Here is a 21,143-nt window from a genome sequence, read left to right as displayed (position 1 = left end):
ACCCATACGCCGCGGCGGTTGTTTTCGAGAATACTGGTCGACGGCTTTCGCACAACAATGGAAGCCGGTGGTTATGGGTCCCTGCTTTCGCAGGGACGACAGCGGGGTGTATGGTAACGAATATGGCGATCACGCTCTCCGCATCCGATACCCCCTCGCCGCCGCTGTCGGCGCGGCTGTCGCCGCCGCAGGTCTGGGGCATCGCGCTGCTCGCGCCCTATCTGCTCGTCTTCCTCGCCTTCGTGGTCTATCCGGTCGGCTACGGCCTGTGGCTGGCGCGCCAGCCGTCGAGCTATGTCGCGCTCTACAACGACCCGATCTTCGCGCGCGCGGCGATCAACACGCTGATCTTCCTGGTGATCGGCATCAACATCAAGATGCTGATCGCGCTGTTCCTGTCCGGCTTCTTCGCCCAGCAGCGGCCCTGGATCAGGTGGCTGTCCGTGATCTTCATCCTGCCCTGGGCGGTGCCGTCGATCCCGACCATTCTCTCCGTGCGCTTCATGCTCAATCCGGAATGGGGCGTGGTCAACCAGCTGATCTTCAAGTTCACCGGCGATGACGGCCCGAACTGGCTGAACGATCCGGCCGTCGCGCTCGCCATGGCGATCGGCGTGCACATCTGGAAGTCGCTGCCGTTCTGGACGCTGATCCTGCTGACCGGACGGCTCGCGATCTCGCACGACCTGTACGAGGCATCCGACGTCGACGGCGCCAATTGGTGGCAGAAATTCCGCTACATCACCTGGCCGTCGATGCAGACGCTCTACATCACCTGCACGCTGCTCTCGATGATCTGGACGCTCGGCGACTTCAACAGCGTCTATCTGCTCACCGGCGGCGGGCCGGCCGACCTCACCCACGTGCTGTCGACGCTCGGCATCCGCTATCTCAGGCTCGACCAGCTCTCGCTGGCGATGGCCTCGATCGTCTGCGCGATGCCGTTCGTGCTGCCGCTGGTCTATTTCATGATGAAACGGTTGTCGCGATGAAGCTGCCCACCCTCCGCGAAGTCGGCACCGAAGCCAAGCTGCTGCTGATCGGCATCCCGGTCTTCATCTGGACCATGATCCCGATCTACCACATGTTCGTGTTCGCGATCTCGCCGAAGGAAGACGCGTTCACCGGCAAGCTGTGGCCGACGCATCCGACGCTGCATAATTTCTCGATCGTGTTCAACCAGCAGCACTACTTCCTGCGCGACTTCTGGATCCAGTTCTGGAATTCGACCGTGATCGCGCTCGCGGTCGGCGCGCTGACGCTGTTCGTCGCCACTGCCGCCGCGTTCTCGATCTCGCGGCTGCGCGTGCCGGGCGGCCGCGCCGTGATGAACATGGCGCTGTTCACCTACTTCATTCCGGCGGCGTTCCTCGCCGTGCCGATGTACCGCACCATGGGCACCTACGGCTTGCTCAACAATCACTGGTCGCTGATCCTGGCCATGGTGACGATCGCCGCGCCCTACGCGATCTGGGTGCTGAAACAGGCCTCCGACAAGCTGCCGGTCGAGCTCGATGAAGCCGCGACGATGGACGGCGCCACCACGCTGCAGCTGTTCCGCCTGGTCTATGTGCCGCTGATGATGCCCTCGCTGGTCGCGGTCGGCACCTATGCGATCCTGCTCGCCTGGAACGAATATCTCTACGCGTTCCTGCTGCTGTCCAAGGACACCGACATCACGCTGCCGGTGGCGCTCGGCAACTTCCTCGCCGCCGACGATTCGCCGTGGGAGCTCTTGATGACCACCGGCTTCATCTACGCGCTGCCGCCGGCCGCGGTGTATTACGCCTTCAAGCGCTACATGGTCGGCGGGCTGACCGCAGGCGCCGTCAAGTCGTGAAAGCCGGAGCGCTTTCGAGCGAAGTGGACGTCCGGCGGTGCGCGGCAACTGACGTGAGGTGAGCACGCTGCCCAGGCTCCCTCCGCCCTTGCAGGGGAGGGTTGGGGAGAGGGGTGCCACTTGCGCAGATGCTTGTTGGTTTCCGACGACGCCACTGCCGCTGGTTACGCGTACGTATTGAAGCAGCTCTCGCAAACGTCCGACGTCAGCACCCGGGGCCACCCCTCTCCCCACCCTCCCCCGCAAGGGGGGAGGGAGCCTGAAAGACGTGCTCACCTCACTCGATCACCGCATCGGTGGTCGATCGCGCTTTGCTGTGCCCTCCCCGCCACCATTTCCCCGTGCCGCGCACAGCGGCGAGAGGGCTTCCGCCTCCTTGCGGGGGAGGGAGCCCTTCCGCCGGTGGCTCCCTTGCACGGAGATATTTCGCGTAAGGAAAAAACGTCAAAACAAGAATCTACAGCGGCGCGGCGCTCTCGCCGCGCGCGCTCGACAGTTTCGAGGCGAAAGAGGCGACCACGATGATCACGGCGATCAGCGCGATCACCAGCGTGCAGATCGCGTTGATCTCGGGCTTCACGCCGAGCCGGACCTCGGAATAGATCCGGATCGGCAGCGTCGCCGAGCCGGGACCGGTGGTGAAGCTCGCGATCACCACGTCGTCGAGCGACAGCGTGAAGGCGAGCATCCACCCCGCCACGATCGCCGGCACGATCAGCGGCAGCGTCACCATCAGGAAGGCGCGCACCGGATCGCAGCCGAGGTCCATCGCGGCTTCCTCCAGGCCGCGGTCGAGCGTGGCAAGGCGCGACTGCACCACGACGGTGACGAAGCACATCGTCAACGTGGTGTGGGCGATCGTCACCGTCCAGAAGCCGCGCTCGGCATTCAACGCCACGAACAGCAGCAGCAGCGACAGGCCGGAGATCACCTCGGGCATGACCAGCGGCGAATACAGCATGCCGGAGAACAGCGCCCGCCCGCGGAACCGCTCGCCGCGCGCCAGCCCGACCGCCGCCAGCGTGCCGAGCAAGGTCGCCAAGGTCGCCGACACCGCGGCGACCGACAGGCTCATCCAGGCCGCCTCCAGCATGGCGCGGTCATTGAAGAATTCGTGGTACCAGCGCAGCGACCAGCCGCCCCACACCGTGACCAGCCGCGAAGCGTTGAAGGAATAGATCACGAGGATGACGATCGGCAGATAGAGGAACGCGAGCCCGAGCGCCAGCGAGGTCATGTTGAAGCGCGTAAGGCGGGTCGCGGTGCGCGCCATCAGCGGTTACTCTCGAGCTGGCGGCGTTGCAGGCGGTCGTAGAGCACGAGCGGCGGCACCAGCAGCAGCAACAATGCGACCGCCGCGGCTGACGCCACCGGCCAGTCCTTGTTGGTGAAGAACTCGAGCCACAGCGTCTGCCCGATCATCAGCGAATTGGAGCCGGCGAGCAGATCGGGGATCACGAACTCCCCGATGATCGGGATGAAGCACAGCAATGCACCGGCGCCGACGCCCGGCAGCGACAACGGAAACGTCACCAGCCAGAACGCCTGTCGCGGCGAGGCACCGAGATCGCCCGCGGCTTCCAGCAGTGACGCATCCATCTTCGAGAGCGTCGCATAGAGCGGCAGGATCATGAACGGCAGATAGGAATAGACGATGCCGAGATACATCGCGCTGTCGGTCGACAGCCAGACCACCGGCGTCGAGACGATGTGCAGCGCCAGCAGGATCTGGTTGAGCAGGCCGTCATGCTGCAGGATGTTGATCCAGGCATAGATGCGGATCAGGAACGAGGTCCAGAACGGCACGATGACCAGCATCATCGCCACGCCCTGCCAGCGCTGCGGCAGCCGCGCCATGCCGTAGGCGATCGGGTAGCCGATCAGGAGCAGGATCAGCGTCGAGGTCACGGCGACGACGAGGCTGCGCAGATAGGACAGGATGTAGAGATTGTCCGATATCAGCAGGCGGAAATTGTCGAACGACAGTTGCGCGAACGCGGCCGTCAGCGCCGCTCGCCCTTCCGTGAAATCGAACACCGGCGTGTAGGGCGGCTGCGCGATCGCGGTCTGCGACAGACTGATCTTGAGCACGAAGCCGAACGGCACCAGGAAGAACAGCACCATCCAGAGATAGGGCGCGATCGCGGCGAGCCGTGCCGGCCGGGCGAAGATGCGGCGCGCGCTCATTGCTCCAGCACCAGGCAATCGTCGGCGGTGAACCACGCCACCACGCGCTGGCCGGCGAGATAGGCGTCGACATCGAGCCGCGCGGTGTTGGCCATCGACGAGCGCACCACCGCGCCGGACTCCAGCTTCACGCGGTAACTCGTGACGCCGCCGAGATAGTTGACGTCGGTGACGACGCCTTCGAGCCGGTTGATCGCCTGCGGCGCGCCCGCGTCCGACGCCGGCGCGCGACGCGACAGCTTCACCTTCTCGGGCCGGATCGCGACGCTGACCACCTCCCTGGTCACCGGCGGCCACAGCTCGCTGACCGCGAGCGGGCCTGCTTCCGTGGTCGCGACCGTCAACCGTCCATTCTCGCGGGCGGCGACCTGGCCGTTGAACAGATTGATGTCGCCGACGAACTCGGCGATCCAACGCGAGGCCGGCGCCTCGTAGAGATTGCGCGGGGTGGCGACCTGGACCAGCCGGCCGGCATCCATCACGCCGATCCGGCCGGCCATCGTCATCGCCTCTTCCTGATCGTGGGTGACGATGATGAAGGTCATGCCGAGCCGGCGCTGCAGCTCCATCAGCTCGCCTTGCGTGCTCTCGCGCAGCTTCTTGTCGAGCGCGGCGAGCGGCTCGTCGAGCAACAGCACCTGCGGGCGGCGCGCCAGCGAGCGCGCCAGCGCGACGCGCTGCCGCTGTCCGCCGGAGAGCTGGTCGGGCTTGCGCTTCTCGAGGCCTTCGAGCTTGACCAGCGCCACCATCTCCGCGACGCGGGTCGCGATATCCTTGCGCGCCATGCCGGCGCGCTTCAGGCCGAAGGCGATGTTGTCGCGCACCGACAGATGCGGAAACAGCGCATAATTCTGGAACATCATGTTGACGGGGCGCTCATGCGGCAGCACCTGGGCGATGTCGCTGCCGCCGAGCAGGATGCGGCCCTCGTCCGGCGTCTCGAAGCCGGCCAGCATGCGCAGCAGCGTGGTCTTGCCGCAACCGCTCGGCCCGAGCAGCGCGAAGAATTCGCCGGCGCGGATGTCGAGCGAGAGCTGGTCGACCGCGCGGAAATTGCCGAACGACTTGGCGACGCCCTCGATCCGCAGCAGCGGCATGTCCGAGACGGCCGGTTCAGGCAACGGCTTTGCCGCCTCCGCACTCGCTTCGCCCGATGTCACGTCCGCAAGCCCCGCTTCCCCTTCAGGTCCGATGATGGCGGCAAACTAGCGGCGGATCGCCATCGGCTCAACCGCCTCACGGACATCTCCCGCAATATTGTCGGCTTCCGCGCCTCTGCTAGACTTCGCAGCCAAGCTCGGGAGGACAACCGATGATTCACGACCGCTACGGCCTGCCGCTGACCACCAATTCGGACCGCGCCGCTGCCTATTATGTCGACGGCGTCGATCGCATGCTGGCGGCGCTGCACGGCGCCGACTCAGCGTTCGAGGCGGCGATCGCCGAGGACCCCGATTTCGCGCTGGCCCATCTCGGCCGCGCCCGCGTCCACCAGCTCAACATGGAAGGTGCCAAGGCCCGCGCCAAGGCGACCGATGCGCGCCAGCTCGCGCCGGCCGCGACCCCGCGCGAGCGCCAGCACATCGAGATCATCGCGTCCGTGATCGAGGGCCAGGGCAAGAAGGCGATGGCCGCAGCCGAGCAGCATCTCGCCGAATATCCGCGCGATGCGCAGATACTCTCGCTGTTGCTCGGCGCCTTCGGCCTCTATGCCTTCTCGGGCCGGTCCGACCACGACGCCGCGCGGCTCGCAATCTCCGAACGTTATGCCGGCGACTATGGTGACGATTGGTGGTTCCTCACCTATCTCGGCTGGTCCAAGACCGAAGCCGGCGACCTGGTCTCGGGCCGCGCCATCACCGAGCGCGGCTATGCGCTGAAGCCGGAGAACGCCGGCGCCGCACACGCCGTGGCGCATGCGCTGTTCGAGCAGGGCGACGCGGCGGAAGGCCGCAGCTTCCTTTCCGCCTGGCTGCCGGCGAATGATCGCACCAGCTTCCTGCAGGGCCATCTCGCCTGGCACCTGGCCTTGATCGCGATCGAGGAAGGCGACGCCGACGGCGCGCTCGGCATTTACGAGCAGCACATCAAGCCGGCGAACCGGCCCTACCCGCCGCTCAATATCTACACCGACACGGCTTCGCTGCTGTGGCGGCTGTCGGTCGCCGGCAAGACCGGTCTCGAAGCGCACTGGAAGGATGTCGCCGCCTATGGCGACGGCTATTTCCCGAAGGCCGGCGCGCATTTCGCCGACGTGCACCACGCGCTGGTCGCGGCCACGACGAACAACGATGCGCATGCAGTGCTCATAGTAGGGCTCCACGCCTGAAAGCACGCGGTTCAGCTGATCAGGCGAAGCGGTGCGGATGATCCTGCCGAGCAGGGCTGCTGCTCTCTGTCTGCCCTTCTCGAGGCCATCGAAAATCGTAGCGGCCACGGCGTTACATTCGTCAGCCGCGCCCAGCGTCTCATCGCGGAGCTGGCGAGCCCGATCGTCGGGCAGAATGCGCCCCCCCAAACCTGGGGGAAGAGCAGCGTAGTAGTCCAGAACTGCTAAGCCCGCCTTGACGACTTGATCGATCAGCTCTTGCCTCTCGGACGAGGTCCGGCCGCGCGTGGCTGCCCTACGACAAGTATTAAGGTCCTCAAGCAGGCTGCCCACCGTTCGCTTCGCTGCCTTAATCTCGTCTCGTCCTGGCGCCGCCACATCCGAAGTTGGTTGCCGGTTCACGAGCGGCGCGGTTCTATCTTGAGGCCCGGAGCGCATCCGCTCCACGACGGCGTCGAAAGATTGACTGCGTTCCCCAGGGACGGGGCCGAACTCTAGGCTCGAACTGCTCGATACCCCAGTGCTGTCGGCTCCTGCTCCAACGTGCGGTTTGCCAGCTCGGCCAATGCCCGTCATATTTTATCTCCGATAGAAGAGTCGAGAATGCGCAGCCTTCCTGGCTAGACCGCCCCGATGCACAAGCCCATGTCGCCTCGGATCCACTTCCATCGCAGCTGCTGTGCTGCTGAAGACAGCGATGCCGGGATGACCGCCTCAGCTGCGGGATCATCACCTGCAGCCCATGACCGCAGCCTGAAGCGCGAAATTTTCGCGAGCGCGCTGGGGCAGCACCCGCCACTCGATAGCCTTGCATTGGGAGTTCATTTTCCACTGGAAATTGCCCGCGATCGGCACAGCAATGGGCGCGCGGACGTTTCGGGCGAAAATCCGCATGCGGAACATCGCGCATAATCTAGTGTCCTAAACCAGAAGTTCATCTCGTTTCAGGCCTTGGCTGACACATTGTAAGCGCAGAAGCGTTCGATGGAGCTGAGAATGTCGTCGGCTGATTTGGTCCATCGGAATGGGCTGGGGTCGGCGTTGTGCTGTTCGATGAAGGACGTGATCTCAGCACGTAGCTCCAACACGGTGCGGTAGATGCCGCGCCTGATTTTGCGCTCGGTGATGCGGGCAACGAAACGTTCGACCTGATTGAGCCAGGATGAGCTGGTTGGCGTCAGATGGACGTGCCAGCGCGGTCTCTTGGCCAGCCAGTTACGGATCAGCGGCGTCTTAAGGGTTGCGCAATTGTCCATGACGAGAAGAACGTCCAGATCGTCCGGCACGGCGACTTCGATCTCATCAGAAACTTGCGGAATTTTGTGGCGCGTGGTGCGCCTGCGGAACGAGGGTTGGCTCCGATCCAGCACCTAGGTCTGCGGCTTTTCGTTGACACACAGCACGATGGCTCGCTCGGGCGGGGCCGATGCGGTTGCAGGCCGAAGGTGCGCCATATCCGCTGCACCGTCGAGACCGACAGTCCACTGGCCCTCGCCATGCTGCGCGAGCTCCAGTGAGTGGCGTTGGGCGGTTCGTCTCAAGGGTGCGGACGATCACTGCCTCGATCCGGGCATCTTCGATCGCGCGCGGCGTCGCTGGCCGATCCAGGAAATCCGTCGCATCGCTATCAAGCTCGCTCAGCGGCGCATCTCGATCGACCGTGTTCTCGCATGGTCGCTCTGGCGGCGAGCTCACCAGGCCGACGCACGGCCCGCTCACCTCAAACGAAAACTGCAACTGTGATGCTAGGCGTCCATCACGAATGAAGGCGCCCGAAAGCTCGCCTTTTCGGGCCATCGCCCTCCTTCCGAGGGTCAGTTGGCGCCGGACAGAGCCTACCCAGATCGTAGTCTCCATAATCTCCGCCAGGACGCGGCGGCGAGCCAGACTATAATCTGTCATGTTCTTGTATCGCAGAACTGCCGCGGGAGAGCACGTCGACGTTCCTGCGGCGTCTATTCAACAGTGACCGATTTTGCAAGATTACGCGGTTGATCCACGTCCGTCCCCATAACCACGGCGGTATGATAGGCTAGCAGTTGCACCGCGATGGCATAAACCATGGGCGTAAAGCTTGCAGCCATGTTTGGCAACACAATGGTCATGAGCGTATCCACCGTCGCGTCCGAAGCGCCCTTCGCATCGGTGATCAAAATAATGTTGCCGCCTCGAGCGGCGACTTCTTGCATGTTCGAGACTGTTTTCTCGAAGACGTCGTCGTAAGGCGCTATCACCACCACGGGCACGGTCTCATCGATTAATGCGATTGGTCCGTGCTTGAGCTCGCCGGCGGCATAACCTTCCGAGTGGATATAGGAGATTTCCTTCAACTTGAGCGCGCCTTCTAACGCCAGGGGCGCCGATGTGCCTCGGCCGAGATAGAGCACGTCGCTCGACTTTGCGATATCACGCGCGAGCTTCTCGATCTGTGGTTCGACCAACAGCGCCGCAGCAATCAGCCGAGGCACTTCGATGAGCTCGCGTACGAGCTTCGATTCATCGATCTCGGACAGTATGCCGCGCTCCCTGCCTGCTGCGACGGCAACCGCCGCCATCACCGCCAGCTGGCAGACGAATGCCTTGGTGGAGGCGACGCCGATTTCTGGACCGGCCAGTGTCGGCAGCACGGATTCGCTCTCGCGCGCGATCGTCGACGTCGGGACGTTGACCACGGATATCGTGTGCAGGCCCTGGCTCTTGGCATAGCGCAACGCAGCCAGCGTGTCGGCAGTTTCCCCCGACTGCGAGATGACGATCGCGAGATCACCGTGGCGCAGAGGCGCCTCCCTGTAGCGGAACTCGGACGCAACATCGATTTCGACAGGCAGGCGCGCCAGCCGCTCGAACCAGTATTTGGCGATATAACCGGCATAGCTTGCCGTGCCGCACGCCGTAATTGAGATGCGCTGAATGAAGTTAAAGTCGAACGGTAGTGTGAGCGGCAGGGCTATGCGCTCGGCCGCCATATCGAGATAATGCGCCAATGTCTGCCCGACCGCTGTCGGCTGCTCGTGGATTTCCTTGGCCATGAAGTGACGGTAGTTCGCCTTGTCCACCAGGAGTGACGACACGCCAGACTTTGATGTTTCCCGATGGACGACAGTCCCGTCTGCGCCATAGATCATGCAGATCGTGCGGGTAAGCACGGCCCAGTCGCCGTCTTCAAGATAGGTGATGGCATCGGTCAAGGGTGCGAGTGCGATCGCGTCAGATCCCAGATAAACCTCGCCGGTACCATGCCCGATCGCAAGGGGCGACCCCTTGCGCGCGCCGATCAAAAGATCCTCATGGCCTTTGAACAGGAGTGCCAGAGCGAAAGCTCCGCGTAGTCGTGGCAGCGAGGCTTGTACCGCATCCTGCGGCGAGTAGCCATTCTTGAGGTACGATTCGACGAGATGCGCCACCACCTCGGTGTCAGTCTCTGAGCTGAAATGAGCTCCATTTCGCTCCAGTTCGTCCCGCAGTTCGCGGAAATTCTCGATGATCCCGTTATGAACGACCGCCACATTTTCCGTTGCGTGCGGGTGAGCATTGCTCTCGGTCGGTTTTCCATGCGTCGCCCAGCGAGTGTGACCAATACCGCTATGACCCGACGGCGGATAATCGCGCAGCCGCTCCTCAAGGTTTCTCAGCTTACCTTCAGCGCGCCGGCGCTCGATACGGAGACCTTCGAGCGTCGCGACGCCCGCGGAGTCATAGCCCCGATATTCCAATCGTCTGAGCGAAGCGACCAATTGCCCAGCGACCGGACCACGTCCCAAGATGCCTACTATTCCACACATATCGATCAGTGCAGCCCAAGTTCGAGAAGCCAAACGTCCCCTAAAGGAGCATTTTCACGAAATTCGCGCCCAATTGGGAATGGGTATCGAGTTTTGAATTTGATGCAGTTGCCTGTCACCGTCGCATTCACAGGCGTGAGTTCGGTTTTTTCAACCATCGCCTCGCCCAGCCACGCTCCGCCTTTGGTTGTCCGCTATCGAGTACAAACTGCGATGCGGCTGCGAATGGCGTGACTGCTTCGAGGTGGGCTCTATATGCAGGCACGCTTGCGCGGCTTGGTGCGGCATCTAACCCTGGCACAAACAGATCTGTTGCTCGATGGCGACGATAACGACCGGCGTCGCAATAAGCCTGGTGCGAGGATATATCGCGCAGGGCGGCAGGCTTCATAGATTGAGGACATTTGAACCAGATCGACAGACCAGTTGTCTCACAGTAAAACGTCATGTCTTATTTGGCTCATCGTCGCTGATGAGCCATTCATGGCTCTTCAGCTCAAACTTCCGAGAAACGAGCGGCGATACGGCCGATCCGGTTAGCAGCTAGTGTGGGAGCACTGAGTCCCCGCACCTCACCGAGGGTCTCCACGAGAGGCTTGCACCGACCGCGCCCCATTGGACAGAAGGATGCAGCCTCACGGCACTCTCCACATGGCTGGGTGTCGGTGTGTTTACGCAGCCGCTCTAGTATGTATTGTCCTGTGTTCGTGCCGGCTTAAGACGCTCATCATACTCGGATGTAAGCTATACGATTGGCATCGAACACCCTATTGTACGAACGTAAGCTTTCGATATCGAAACGTTCGAAGAACTATACCGACGTTTGCTATTCTTCATCATTTCGTCTTGCGTCTACCGTCCACTTCCTACGCGAGCTGCACTATTGGCAGAAGCGCAGAGGTCGATGCCCCTATTGACCAGATTACGTGCTCTATTCGGACTCTTAGGTTCGGCGCTTTGTAGAACACGAGATTGGTGTGCAGCTTCACTGCGCGCTGGCTTGCATGCCGTCATTCCCAATAAATGCGACGACAACCGCACCTCAGCACATCGCTCTATTCGACCGTGGCGCACCACGCAAAATGGATACAGCATGTACCTGGAGATGGATAGGGAACACAGACCGTCGGCATCTATCTCACAGGAAACATCGCTGGAGCAGCGCGTCTAACTGGGCTGCGTGTGCGGCGTTTTCGTTCAGCTCGTTTGCTTAGGATCATCGCGGGGTGTCAGGCGGGTCGCGTGTGTTAGCTGACGTTCTTTTCTTGAATCTGAATGGTACAGTCGAGAATAAATCAATGTATATAGTGCGCATTTCCATGTGAAGTGTATGACTAGAGTAACGATCGCTTTTCCCTTATTGCGGATGGTGCGCGCTTGCGCATCTAGATCGAGAAAGCGCTTCGCAAATCGCGTTTCGAAAGGGCGCCCTCGTTCCGGCAGAACTAAGAGAAACCATGGCGGCTCAGGATTCAAAGCGGCGCGTTGCGCTGATCACCGGCGCTACCGGGCAGGACGGCGCGTATCTCGCCGAATATCTGCTCGGTCTCGGCTACACCGTGCACGGGATCAAGCGCCGGTCGTCCTCGTTCAACACCGCGCGCGTCGACCATCTCTACCAGGATCCGCATGCCGGCAACGTGCCGTTCCTGATGCACTACGGCGACATGACGGATTCGACCAATCTGATCCGCCTGGTGCAGCAGATCCGGCCGACCGAGATCTATAACCTCGCCGCCCAGAGCCACGTCCAGGTCAGTTTCGAGAGCCCGGAATACACCGCCAACGCCGACGCGATCGGCGTGCTGCGGCTGCTGGAGGCGATCCGCATCCTCGGCATGGAAAAGGAGACGCGGTTCTACCAGGCCTCGACCTCGGAGCTTTACGGGCTCGTGCAAGAGGTGCCGCAGAAGGAGACCACGCCATTCTACCCGCGCTCGCCCTATGGCGTCGCCAAACTCTACGGCTACTGGATCACGGTGAACTACCGCGAGGCCTATGGCATGTTCGCGAGCAACGGCATCCTGTTCAACCACGAGAGCCCGATCCGCGGCGAGACCTTCGTGACGCGCAAGATCACCCGCGCCGTCGCCCGCATCGAGGTCGGCCTGGAGAACAAGCTCTTTCTCGGCAATCTCGATGCCAAGCGCGACTGGGGTCACGCCCGCGACTATGTTGAGGGTATGCACAAGATCCTGCAGGTGGACGAGCCCGGCGACTTCGTGCTCGCGACCGGCGAGACGCGCTCGGTCCGTGAGTTCGTCGAGCTGGCATTTGCGGAAGTCGGCCGCAGCATCGAATGGCGCGGCAAGGGCGTCGAGGAGGTCGGCGTCGACAAGGCGTCCGGCAATACGCTGGTGCAGATCGACCCGGCCTATTTCCGCCCGACCGAGGTCGATCTTCTGATTGGCGACGCCAGCAAGGCGCGCGCCAAGCTCGGCTGGGCGCCGAAGACGCCGTTCGCGCAACTGGTGAAGGAAATGGTCGCCAGCGATCTCGTCGAAGCCAGGCAGGATGCGGCCAATGGCAAGCACGGCGTTTGAACTGAAGGGCAAGACGGTCTTCGTTGCCGGCCATCGCGGCATGGTCGGCTCGGCGCTGATGCGCCGGCTGGCGCGCGAAGGGGCCGAGTTGCTGACGGTGTCGCGCAGCGAGGTCGACCTGCGCGACCAGGCCGCGGTGAATGCCTGGTTTGCCGCGAAGCGGCCGCAGGCCGTGTTCCTTGCCGCCGCCAAGGTCGGCGGCATCGTCGCCAACAACACGCTGCGGGCGGAATTCCTCTACGACAATCTGGCGATCTCGAGCAACGTGATCCAGGCGGCGCATGCCAATGGATGCGAGAAGCTGATGTTCTTCGGCTCCTCCTGCATCTATCCGCGGCTGGCGCCGCAGCCGCTGCGCGAGGATTCGATGCTGACCGGCCCGCTGGAGCCGACCAACGAGCCCTATGCGATCGCCAAGATCGCCGGCATCAAGATGGCCGAGGCCTATCGCAGCCAGTATGGCGCCGATTTCATCAGCGTGATGCCGACCAATCTCTACGGTCCCGGCGACAATTATCATCCCGAATACAGCCACGTCGTCGCCGCGCTGATCCGCCGTTTCCACGAGGCCAAGGTCTTCGGCGCCGGCAATGTCGTGGTGTGGGGCACCGGCACGCCGCGCCGCGAATTCCTCTATGTCGACGATCTCGCCGACGCCTGCATCCACCTGATGAAGACCTATTCCTCGCCCGAACTGGTCAATATCGGCACCGGCGAGGACATCACCATCGCCGAGTCCGCACTCATGGTCGCGGCCGCCGTCGGTTTTCGCGGTGAGATCAGCTTCGACACGTCGCGCCCGGACGGCACGCCGCGCAAGCTGCTCGACATCAGTCGTCTGGCCGGGCTCGGCTGGCGTGCCCAGACCTCGCTGGAAGATGGCATTCAGCTAGCGTATCGGGCATATCTCGCCGACAGCAAATGGACGGCACTGCTTATCCCCGACAAGTGGCGTAAGCAGGCCCATCCGAGGATCCGTGCGCGGGTATCCCCTAGCTGGCCCCGTCGCTCGCGTGACGATTAACTTTGCCGCGCGTTGCCCAACGCTCTTCGTCAGCAGCGCTCGGTTGGACGCTCGATCATCCAAGTGACACGCACATCCTAGCTACGGTTCAGCGAGCCAACTCGCAGGAACAGAGGAACGGTTGTGATCGAGACGTACCGTTTTACTGCTATCAGGTTGAGAGCTGATCGACTCTCAGCCTTGAACGCCGGCGCCGCAGCCGATCATTGGCTCGAAACGTGCCGGTGTGCCTTTCCTCTCGATCGGCGGCCTAGCGAGGGTCGGCCATAACCATCCGCGCCGACAGCGTGACGATGCACATGAGCGCGCCTAACATGCCGAACGCAAAAGGCAAGCCGGTCATGTGTGCGACGAGCCCGATGCTGGCGGGACCCATCAGTATACCCGCGTAGCCAGCTGTCGTGATGACCGCGATCGCAACGCCTACCGGCATCACCTTCTGTTTGCCGGCGCGGCGACACAGTACAGGTACAACATTTGAAATACCCAATCCAATAAGAAGGAAACCCGCCATGGCAATCACCGCAACCGGCGCGGCGACCACAGCCAGGAAGCCTATCATGATTGGTAGAGTTCCGAGCATCAATGTGGCACGGTCGCCGATTCGCTCCACCACGGCATCTCCGCCGAGACGTCCCGCAGTCATCGCGATGGCGAAGAGCATACAGCCAAGACCTCCATGCGCCTCAACGAGAAGATCTTGCCCAACGAGAAGCAAAGCGCTCCAATCAAGCATTGCACCTTCGACAAGAAACGTAATAGCCGCCAGCGCAGCTATTAGCACCACACTGCGATGGGGCAAGACAAACACAGGCCCCCGCTGCCTTACACTAGTCGCGGTCAACCGCGGCCAGGCCGACACAATCGCGATCATCATAAACGTCGAACAGACTAACGTCGAAGAAAGCGGACCAAGCTGAAGCGAAAGGAACACAGTCACGGCAGCAGAGCCGGTGAATTCGCCGATGCTGTAATGGGCATGGAAGCCGGACATCAATGGGCGGCCGGTGGCGCGCTCCAGTTCAATCGCATAGATGTTCATGGCTACATCGATCGCACCCAGTGAAACGCCGAACGCAAACAGCGTGGCGCCGAGCGCAAGAGGTGTTCCGGCGATAGCAAGCCACGGCAGGATAAGCGTGAGGCCGAGTCCACCCACGAAGATAATGGGCTTGCTGCCGTATCGCGCATTCGACACGCTGGTCAAAAGCATAGCGAGAACGGATCCCATTCCGAGGCAGAGCAGCAGAAGACCAAGCATGCGGTCATCTACCGCGAGCCGCTCCTTGGCGAGCGGCACCAAAGGCGCCCACGCCGCGAGGCCAAATCCGGCAACAAAAAACGCAAGCCGCGTCCCAAGCAGGCCGGCAGCCCAATTGGCAAATGATATCACAGGCTCTCCTGAGAGAATGGGCTGGTGAGCGCCGCGCCCCTCATCCTGTGTGCGCCGCCTGCAAGCGGTCCGCAGCTCGACGATGATGGCCTCACGTTGACATTTTTTATCCCTGCAAATGCGATGCCATCGCAAAAACTCGAGTCACCCCAGAGGGCAAGCGTCAATGCGGAATGATCGTCAAGCCCCGGACACCGGTTTGGCCTATCTTTCTCGGATAGGCTAGCCGTACGAAGGAGGCTAGTCTTTGCTTGTTCCGACGGTCAGAGGCGCAACAGCTCGAGTTGGCTTTGTCGCAAAGCACACAAAGCCGACACCACCCGGACCTTGCGTGTACTTCGAGAAGAATACCACAGCTCGCGCGAACACGGCCGTCAGCTCCCCGGCAGCATTTGCTGTCAGTCTGGAAGCTCTCGTAAAAGCAAAGGCGCTGCGCTACGCCTGAGCTCAATACAACGAACATTCATGGAGGACCGGACCTGACCGCGGGGAGCTTCTACTACATCGGGGCATCGGATCGCGGCAGATCATCCGAACGTGACGGAAAATCAGAGCTGCGATTTCAAATTCCCAGCGTCGGAGCGCTGGGTTGTCATGGAGCAATCAACCAAATCTTCCCTGCCATTCATGTTGGCGCCAAAAAGGGCAGCATCGGCGTCGCGTGCTGTCATCAATTACCTTGGCTATCTGGTTAAGATCCAGGAAGCGCGCCCGTTCGATAGTGAGCCGGTCGCCGGCAGCCCTCAAGCGCTTATATCCGCGGAGCGCCGCGACTGTCGCTCTGACCAGGCCGGACTGTGCGTGGTAAAGAATGAGTAATAGCAAGCAAAAATCGATCAGTATTGTCGCCGTCATCACGCTGTAAGCCCAGGCGTTCTGCACAAGATCGAGCTCGATCAACACCCGTGACAGACCGAATCCCACGATCCAAGCATCAAAGCTCATGCAAACGCGTCGAAACATCTCCGGATCAAGCCGCCGAATGACGTAGGATCCCAGCGGGATGCCGGGTAAAACACTGGGTATAAAGGCATAAAGTAAGCTGCCGCTTTCGGAAATGAAATGGCCGAGCTTGTAATAGACAAAGGCAGTCGCGCTCGATTCCACTCCGCGAACCAGGCCAGGCCGGCGCGAAATTCGTTTTTGACCAGGCCCTGGTTGTTAAACAGCATGGCCAAAGGCGGGCCGGAGATAGTTGTCACCGAATAGAGGATGCCCAGCATCGACCCGAATGGCAGACCGATCAGCCAGCTTGCTTCGATAGGGCGGCGCCAACCCGCGGCTTGCAACAGGATCAGGGGCAAAATGATCGTGTACGTGGCGAATTTGATCCACCCCGGCTGCAGTGGGGCCAACGCATAGCCCCCGAGCGCAATGCCTGGCAAGAGCCCAAGCAAGATGGGAAACACTCGTCTCCAAACCGCCGGCACCCTTCAGATTGATGACGAGGACGTAAACGTTGACGAAGACTTCGATGATAACAATGGCCGGATCGAGAATGCGATTGGTGTAGAACACCAGCGCAAGGGGTACAGTGAGCGACGAAAATCCGTAGCCAATAGCTCCATTTACAAAGGCCGCAAAACAAGTTGTTGCCCCCAAAAACAACATAGCACCATCAAACGCAGGCATTTTCCTTAACTTTCCCAGTCCGGAGGGCGTCCGATCACACCTCAGCGAATCAGACGTGGACATTGGTCATCAGGATTGCGGCAGATTCCGTCCTCGCTTCACAGCTCCGGCGGCCTTCACATTGGCTTTTGGCCGTGGCCAAGCGCGCTAGTTTCTCTTATTATCGACTTCGGTTGTATGAAGCTGCGTTGGACTTCCCCTACCCGACCGCGATCACTCAGCTAATACGTGTCAGTCTATTTTTCGGCTTGTCGGTCGCTGGTTTTCGTATCGAAGCCATGACTGCGGCGGTCGTAGATGCAAGGCTCCTGACGACCAATTCCGAACGGTCCCAGTAGACTTGAACTGTCAGCAACTAAGCCCTAAGGCCATTGCAAGCCAGAGGTCGTCGTTTTCAACTAGCAATGCGACGCGCTCAGACGGGGGTAAAGCAATTTCGCTCCAGAACCGTTGGGATAATAGCAACATCACCTTTTCAGCGTCGACAAGCTCTTCGCCGGGCGCCTGACGCTCGCCAAGCTGGGCAGCATGTGGCGAAGATCTCGTTACACGAGAAACATGAGCCGTCCCAGGTTCCATCGCGGACCACACCGGCATCATGAAGCGGCCGTATCTTTGGCAGTGCAGTCCTTCACCTCGGGCGAAGATGGGTCGACACAGGCGCAGCAGGCGGACATCATCCTTCGCTACCCTCGTGAATTTCGAGCCGATGAAATCACCGCGATCGGCGAACAATGCCCTATCCGGAGCGCAATCGAGCGAACGCGGATTGATTAATCGTTATTGTTTGGCCAGCTGGGCAGCGCCGGTGAGTTCAACCTCGGTTCCGTTCTTCGCGTGACCGGCGCTCGCGTCAGCTCGGTGATCGGACGCGATCGCGACATAGACCGCCGGCAGCACGAAGAGAGTGAAGAGCGTGCCGATAGACATGCCAGCGACGAGCACCAGACCGATCGAAAAGCGACTCGCGGCGCCAGCTCCCGTTGCGGTCAACAAGGGTATGAGGCCCGTGACCATCGCCGCCGTCGTCATCAAGATTGGACGCAAGCGGACGCGCGCCGCCATCTCTATAGCCGAGCGACGGTCAAGTCGCTCCTTGAACTGCAGTTCATTGGCGAACTCAACCATCAGGATGCCATGCTTGGAAATCAACCCGACCAGCGTCAGCAGTCCGACCTGGGTGTAGATGTTGATCGTCGCCCAGCCCAAAAATAGCGGTATCAAGGCGCCGACGATTGCCATCGGCACGCTGACCATAATAACGAGGGGATCGCGCAGACTTTCAAACTGCGCCGCAAGCACCAAGAATATGACGATCAGGGCAAACGCGAAGGTGATGGCCAATTGGTTACCCTCGTGCACATATTGCCGGGCGTCGGCAAGGAAGTCGTGGCTGAAGCCGGCGGGCAGTTTCTTTGCCTGCGCTTCCAGGAAGTCCACGGCCTGACCGATCGTGACGCCGGGCATCGGCACGGCTTGAAAAGTCGCGCAGTTGAGCTGGTTGTAGTGCGTTAGTGCGTTTGGATCTGTCGCAGTCTCCACCGAGACTACGGTAGATAGCGGAAGCATCGAACCTTTTGCAGTCTTCACATAATAGTTTCCGATCGCTTCCGGGGCCAGGCGTTTCTCGCGGGGCACCTGCGGAATCACTTGGTACGAACGGCCTTGCAGATTGAAGTGATTGACGTAGTTTCCGCCAAGTAGGGTGGCGAGCGCGTTACCGATATTCTGCATGGTGATGCCAAGATCGTTGGCCTTCGATCGATCGACCTTGATTCGTACCACGGGCTGATTGAACTCGAGGTCAGAATCGCTGACCATGAACAGACCGCTCTTGCGCGCGGCATCCTTCAGGTTCGACATCTGCTCATAGACGGATTGGAAACCTAGCGTCGAATTGATCACCATCTGCACTGGTAGCCCGTCCGTGCCTCCCGGAAGCGGCGGCAGGCTAAAAGCAAATGCGTTAATACCTTCGATTTTGGACAGCTCGACCTGGACAAAGGACTTTAGCGCGATCGATGATCGCTTGCGCTCATCCCAAGGCTTGAGCAACATGCCGGCCATCCCTCCCCGCGAGCCGCTAGTGCCGTTGAGCACGAAGCTCAAATCGGTCTCGGGAAACTTCTGAAACGCCTTTTCGAGCTTGGCGCCGTAATAGTCGAGGTAGTCGATATTGGCGTATTTCGGCGCCTTGGTTAGCGCAAATACGATCCCTTGATCCTCCTCCGGCGCGAGTTCCTTGGAAGTGTGCATATAGAGAAAACCGACGAGACCCAGCATGGTCAGTGCGAACAGCCCGGTAATCGGGCGATAATCGAGCGAGCGGTCGAGCTTGCGTCCGTACCAGCGTGTCGTGGCGCCGAACACGCGGTTCACAACTCCTGCAAACCGCCCCTCCTCAGCGCTCTTCAGGCAGACCGAGCACATCATCGGCGACAGCGTCAAAGCGATCACGCCCGACACGATCACCGCACCCGCCAGCGTAAACGCGAACTCGCGGAACAGCGCACCGGTGAGCCCCCCGAGAAAACCGATGGGCGCGTATACGGCGGCCAACGTAATCGTCATGGAGACAATGGGGCCCACTATCTCGCGTGCGCCTCTGGTAGCAGCCTGGAGGGGCGGCGCACCTTCTTCCAGATGGCGATGAACGTTCTCCACCACGACGATCGCATCGTCGACTACGAGACCGATCGCGAGCACCATCGCAAGGAGGGTAAGGAGATTGAATGAAAACCCCAGCGCCAGCATCATGCTGCAGACACCGACGAGCGACAACGGAATGGTAACGACAGGAATGACGACCGACCGCAGCGAGGCCAGGAATAGGAAGATGACCACCACCACTATCACGACAGCCTCAATGAGCGTCTTCTCCACTTCATCGATCGACGATTGAATGAATTTGGTGGAATCGTAGGCTACTTTCATCTTCAGTGCCGGCGGCAGGTTACGCTCCATTTCTGGAAACAGCGCCCGAATACCTCGCACTATGTTTAGCGGATTGCCCTGGGGGCTCGCCTGGACGCCGACGAAGACGGCGTGCTCGCCGTTCATGGAGACGCTGACGTCTGTGGTCTGCGCGGCAAGCTCGACTGCCGCAATGTCCTCCATGCGTACAAAGCCGCCGTCATTGGCTTTGACGACCATGCGCTTGAAGTCATCGACACTCCGCAGGTCGGTGTTTGTCGTGACGTCGGAGATAGTGAAATAGCCCTTGGTCTGGCCGGCCGCGGCCTGGAAGTTGTTGGCGGCGATTGCAGCCGAAACATCTGCCGGCGACACGCCGTGTCCCGCCATTTTCGCAGCATCGAGCCATAGCCGCATCGCAAAACTCTGGCTGCCCAGGATGTCTGCCGCCGCGACGCCGTCGACGGTCGACATAACCGGTTGCACGACGCGCGAGAGATAGTCTGAGATCGCGCTGGCCGTCAGTTCCTCGCTGGAGAAGGCGACGTACATGACAGCGGTAGCCTGACCGGTTGACTTAGTGACGACCGGATCGTTCGATTCCTTCGGGATTAGAGATTTGACTGAATTGACCTTGGACAGCACCTCGGTGAGTGCCTCGTTGGGATCGAAATTGAGCTTGATGTAGACTTGGATCGTCGAGGCACCGAGCACAGATAAGGAAGTGACATAGTCGACGCCCTCTGCGGAAGCGACCGCCTGCTCCAGAGGAGTGGTGATGAACCCCTGGATCATGTCGGCGGAGGCGCCAGGATAGGAGGTCGTGATATTGACGACCGTATTAGACAGTTTGGGATACTGCCGGATTGGCAGAACAGCGGCCGCGCGAAGGCCGATCAGCAAGATTAGGAAACTGACGACGATAGATAAAACCGGACGCTTGATGAAAAGCTCTGTAAATGTCATCTCGACTCGCATTCAAAGAGGGTGACGCAAACTCGCTAGCAAGTCGCGCGGCGGCCATCGTCATTAAAGCGGCAACTGCGGCCAGACCCCTGCTATGAGGGAAACTAAAGCGGCCGCTCTAAAGGCTCGTATGTTCCCAAGCAGAGGCTCAGCCTTCCGCTTCTTCCATCCTCGCTGCTTATAACGGACGCCGACCCCGCTTGGCTGAGCGCGATCTCGAATAGGGAGCGCCTTCGCAAGATAAAGACCCAAGTCTTTCTTTGCGCGTAATCAGCCTGAGGTCCGCCTCAGGATGTGGAGGTGGGCTCACGTGTTTCCATTTACTCTCGTGCTCAAGTCTGAATGGAGCGCAAAACCGTCTAGGTGAATTGAATCGCGTCGGTTCAAGGCTTCGACCCGTTCGATCGAATGATTCAGCTTTGAAATCGAAAGTATGGACAACCTGACGGATGCTCAACTCTACAAAGGTAAGCGGGTGATATCGCATGGGCTGCAAAGCCTATACCAAGGTTTGTTCTCGGTCCGACTCAAACT

16 protein-coding genes are annotated in these 21,143 nt (G+C 60.7%); 5 read left to right on the top strand and 11 right to left on the bottom strand.

Annotated features, from left to right (window positions below; all coding sequences use genetic code 11):
- The first annotated feature begins 122 nt into the window (after window positions 1-122).
- Window positions 123-992, top strand: coding sequence for a carbohydrate ABC transporter permease (locus tag XH92_RS08215; RefSeq protein WP_194458765.1), 870 nt, complete (start codon window positions 123-125; stop codon window positions 990-992).
- Complete coding sequence (locus XH92_RS08210) at window positions 989-1,840, top strand: carbohydrate ABC transporter permease (RefSeq protein WP_194458764.1); 852 nt, start codon at window positions 989-991, stop codon at window positions 1,838-1,840. Before XH92_RS08215 ends, XH92_RS08210 begins: the two co-directional genes overlap by 4 nt.
- A gap of 457 nt (window positions 1,841-2,297) precedes the next feature.
- Here XH92_RS08210 and XH92_RS08205 read toward each other — a convergent pair whose 3' ends face one another.
- From XH92_RS08205 to XH92_RS08195, 3 genes are read right to left on the bottom strand one after another with little or no spacing between them, the layout of a single operon-like run.
- The gene (locus tag XH92_RS08205) at window positions 2,298-3,113 is read right to left on the bottom strand and encodes an ABC transporter permease (RefSeq protein ID WP_194458763.1); all 816 of its coding nucleotides are present in this window, start codon (window positions 3,111-3,113) and stop codon (window positions 2,298-2,300) included.
- Complete coding sequence (locus XH92_RS08200; RefSeq protein ID WP_194458762.1) at window positions 3,113-4,027, bottom strand: ABC transporter permease; 915 nt, start codon at window positions 4,025-4,027, stop codon at window positions 3,113-3,115. The genes XH92_RS08205 and XH92_RS08200 overlap by 1 nt, the downstream gene beginning before the upstream one ends.
- Window positions 4,024-5,124: an ABC transporter ATP-binding protein gene (locus XH92_RS08195; RefSeq protein WP_246788533.1), complete on the bottom strand. Its 1,101-nt coding sequence runs from the start codon at window positions 5,122-5,124 to the stop codon at window positions 4,024-4,026. The genes XH92_RS08200 and XH92_RS08195 overlap by 4 nt, the downstream gene beginning before the upstream one ends.
- A gap of 215 nt (window positions 5,125-5,339) precedes the next feature.
- On the opposite strand from XH92_RS08195, the gene XH92_RS08190 reads away from it, so the two are divergent.
- Window positions 5,340-6,356 (top strand): tetratricopeptide repeat protein, encoded by a 1,017-nt coding sequence (locus XH92_RS08190; protein WP_246788327.1) that lies wholly within the window; start codon window positions 5,340-5,342, stop codon window positions 6,354-6,356.
- Between the two features lie 729 nt (window positions 6,357-7,085).
- Here XH92_RS08190 and XH92_RS08185 read toward each other — a convergent pair.
- The 3 genes from XH92_RS08185 to glmS all read right to left on the bottom strand — a co-directional run bounded on the left by XH92_RS08185 (window position 7,086) and on the right by glmS (window position 10,138).
- Entirely contained in the window at window positions 7,086-7,250 is a 165-nt protein-coding gene (locus XH92_RS08185; RefSeq protein ID WP_194458761.1) for a hypothetical protein, read from the bottom strand.
- 50 nt (window positions 7,251-7,300) lie between these two features.
- A complete protein-coding gene (locus XH92_RS43800; protein WP_371817974.1) occupies window positions 7,301-7,726 on the bottom strand; it encodes a transposase in 426 nt (141 codons plus the stop codon).
- A gap of 585 nt (window positions 7,727-8,311) precedes the next feature.
- Window positions 8,312-10,138 (bottom strand): glutamine--fructose-6-phosphate transaminase (isomerizing), encoded by a 1,827-nt coding sequence (gene glmS / locus XH92_RS08175; RefSeq protein WP_194461170.1) that lies wholly within the window; start codon window positions 10,136-10,138, stop codon window positions 8,312-8,314.
- 1,457 nt (window positions 10,139-11,595) lie between these two features.
- Between glmS and gmd the strand changes: the two genes are divergently transcribed.
- Both gmd and XH92_RS08165 read left to right on the top strand, forming a co-directional pair.
- Window positions 11,596-12,681 (top strand): GDP-mannose 4,6-dehydratase, encoded by a 1,086-nt coding sequence (gmd, locus tag XH92_RS08170; protein WP_194458760.1) that lies wholly within the window; start codon window positions 11,596-11,598, stop codon window positions 12,679-12,681.
- On the top strand, window positions 12,662-13,705 hold the full coding sequence (locus XH92_RS08165; RefSeq protein WP_194458759.1) for a GDP-L-fucose synthase: 1,044 nt from the start codon (window positions 12,662-12,664) through the stop codon (window positions 13,703-13,705). The genes gmd and XH92_RS08165 overlap by 20 nt, the downstream gene beginning before the upstream one ends.
- Window positions 13,706-13,955: 250 nt before the next feature.
- On the opposite strand, the gene XH92_RS08160 is transcribed toward XH92_RS08165, so the two are convergent.
- The 5 genes from XH92_RS08160 to XH92_RS08145 all read right to left on the bottom strand — a co-directional run bounded on the left by XH92_RS08160 (window position 13,956) and on the right by XH92_RS08145 (window position 20,609).
- Complete coding sequence (locus tag XH92_RS08160) at window positions 13,956-15,098, bottom strand: MFS transporter (RefSeq protein WP_210345544.1); 1,143 nt, start codon at window positions 15,096-15,098, stop codon at window positions 13,956-13,958.
- Between the two features lie 603 nt (window positions 15,099-15,701).
- Window positions 15,702-16,205: a hypothetical protein gene (locus XH92_RS42930; protein WP_246788325.1), complete on the bottom strand. Its 504-nt coding sequence runs from the start codon at window positions 16,203-16,205 to the stop codon at window positions 15,702-15,704.
- A 54-nt stretch (window positions 16,206-16,259) separates the two neighbouring features.
- Window positions 16,260-16,730, bottom strand: a complete 471-nt coding sequence (locus XH92_RS42925; protein WP_246788322.1) for a hypothetical protein — start codon at window positions 16,728-16,730, stop codon at window positions 16,260-16,262.
- Between the two features lie 348 nt (window positions 16,731-17,078).
- Window positions 17,079-17,465, bottom strand: coding sequence for a hypothetical protein (locus tag XH92_RS08150; protein WP_194458758.1), 387 nt, complete (start codon window positions 17,463-17,465; stop codon window positions 17,079-17,081).
- A 45-nt stretch (window positions 17,466-17,510) separates the two neighbouring features.
- Window positions 17,511-20,609: an efflux RND transporter permease subunit gene (locus XH92_RS08145; protein WP_194458757.1), complete on the bottom strand. Its 3,099-nt coding sequence runs from the start codon at window positions 20,607-20,609 to the stop codon at window positions 17,511-17,513.
- Window positions 20,610-21,143 lie beyond the last annotated feature (534 nt).

The organism is Bradyrhizobium sp. CCBAU 53421, assembly GCF_015291625.1.
In the GTDB taxonomy this organism is placed as follows: domain Bacteria; phylum Pseudomonadota; class Alphaproteobacteria; order Rhizobiales; family Xanthobacteraceae; genus Bradyrhizobium.
Note: the sequence above shows the minus strand (reverse complement) of the source record. Positions and strands in the feature narration are given on the sequence as shown.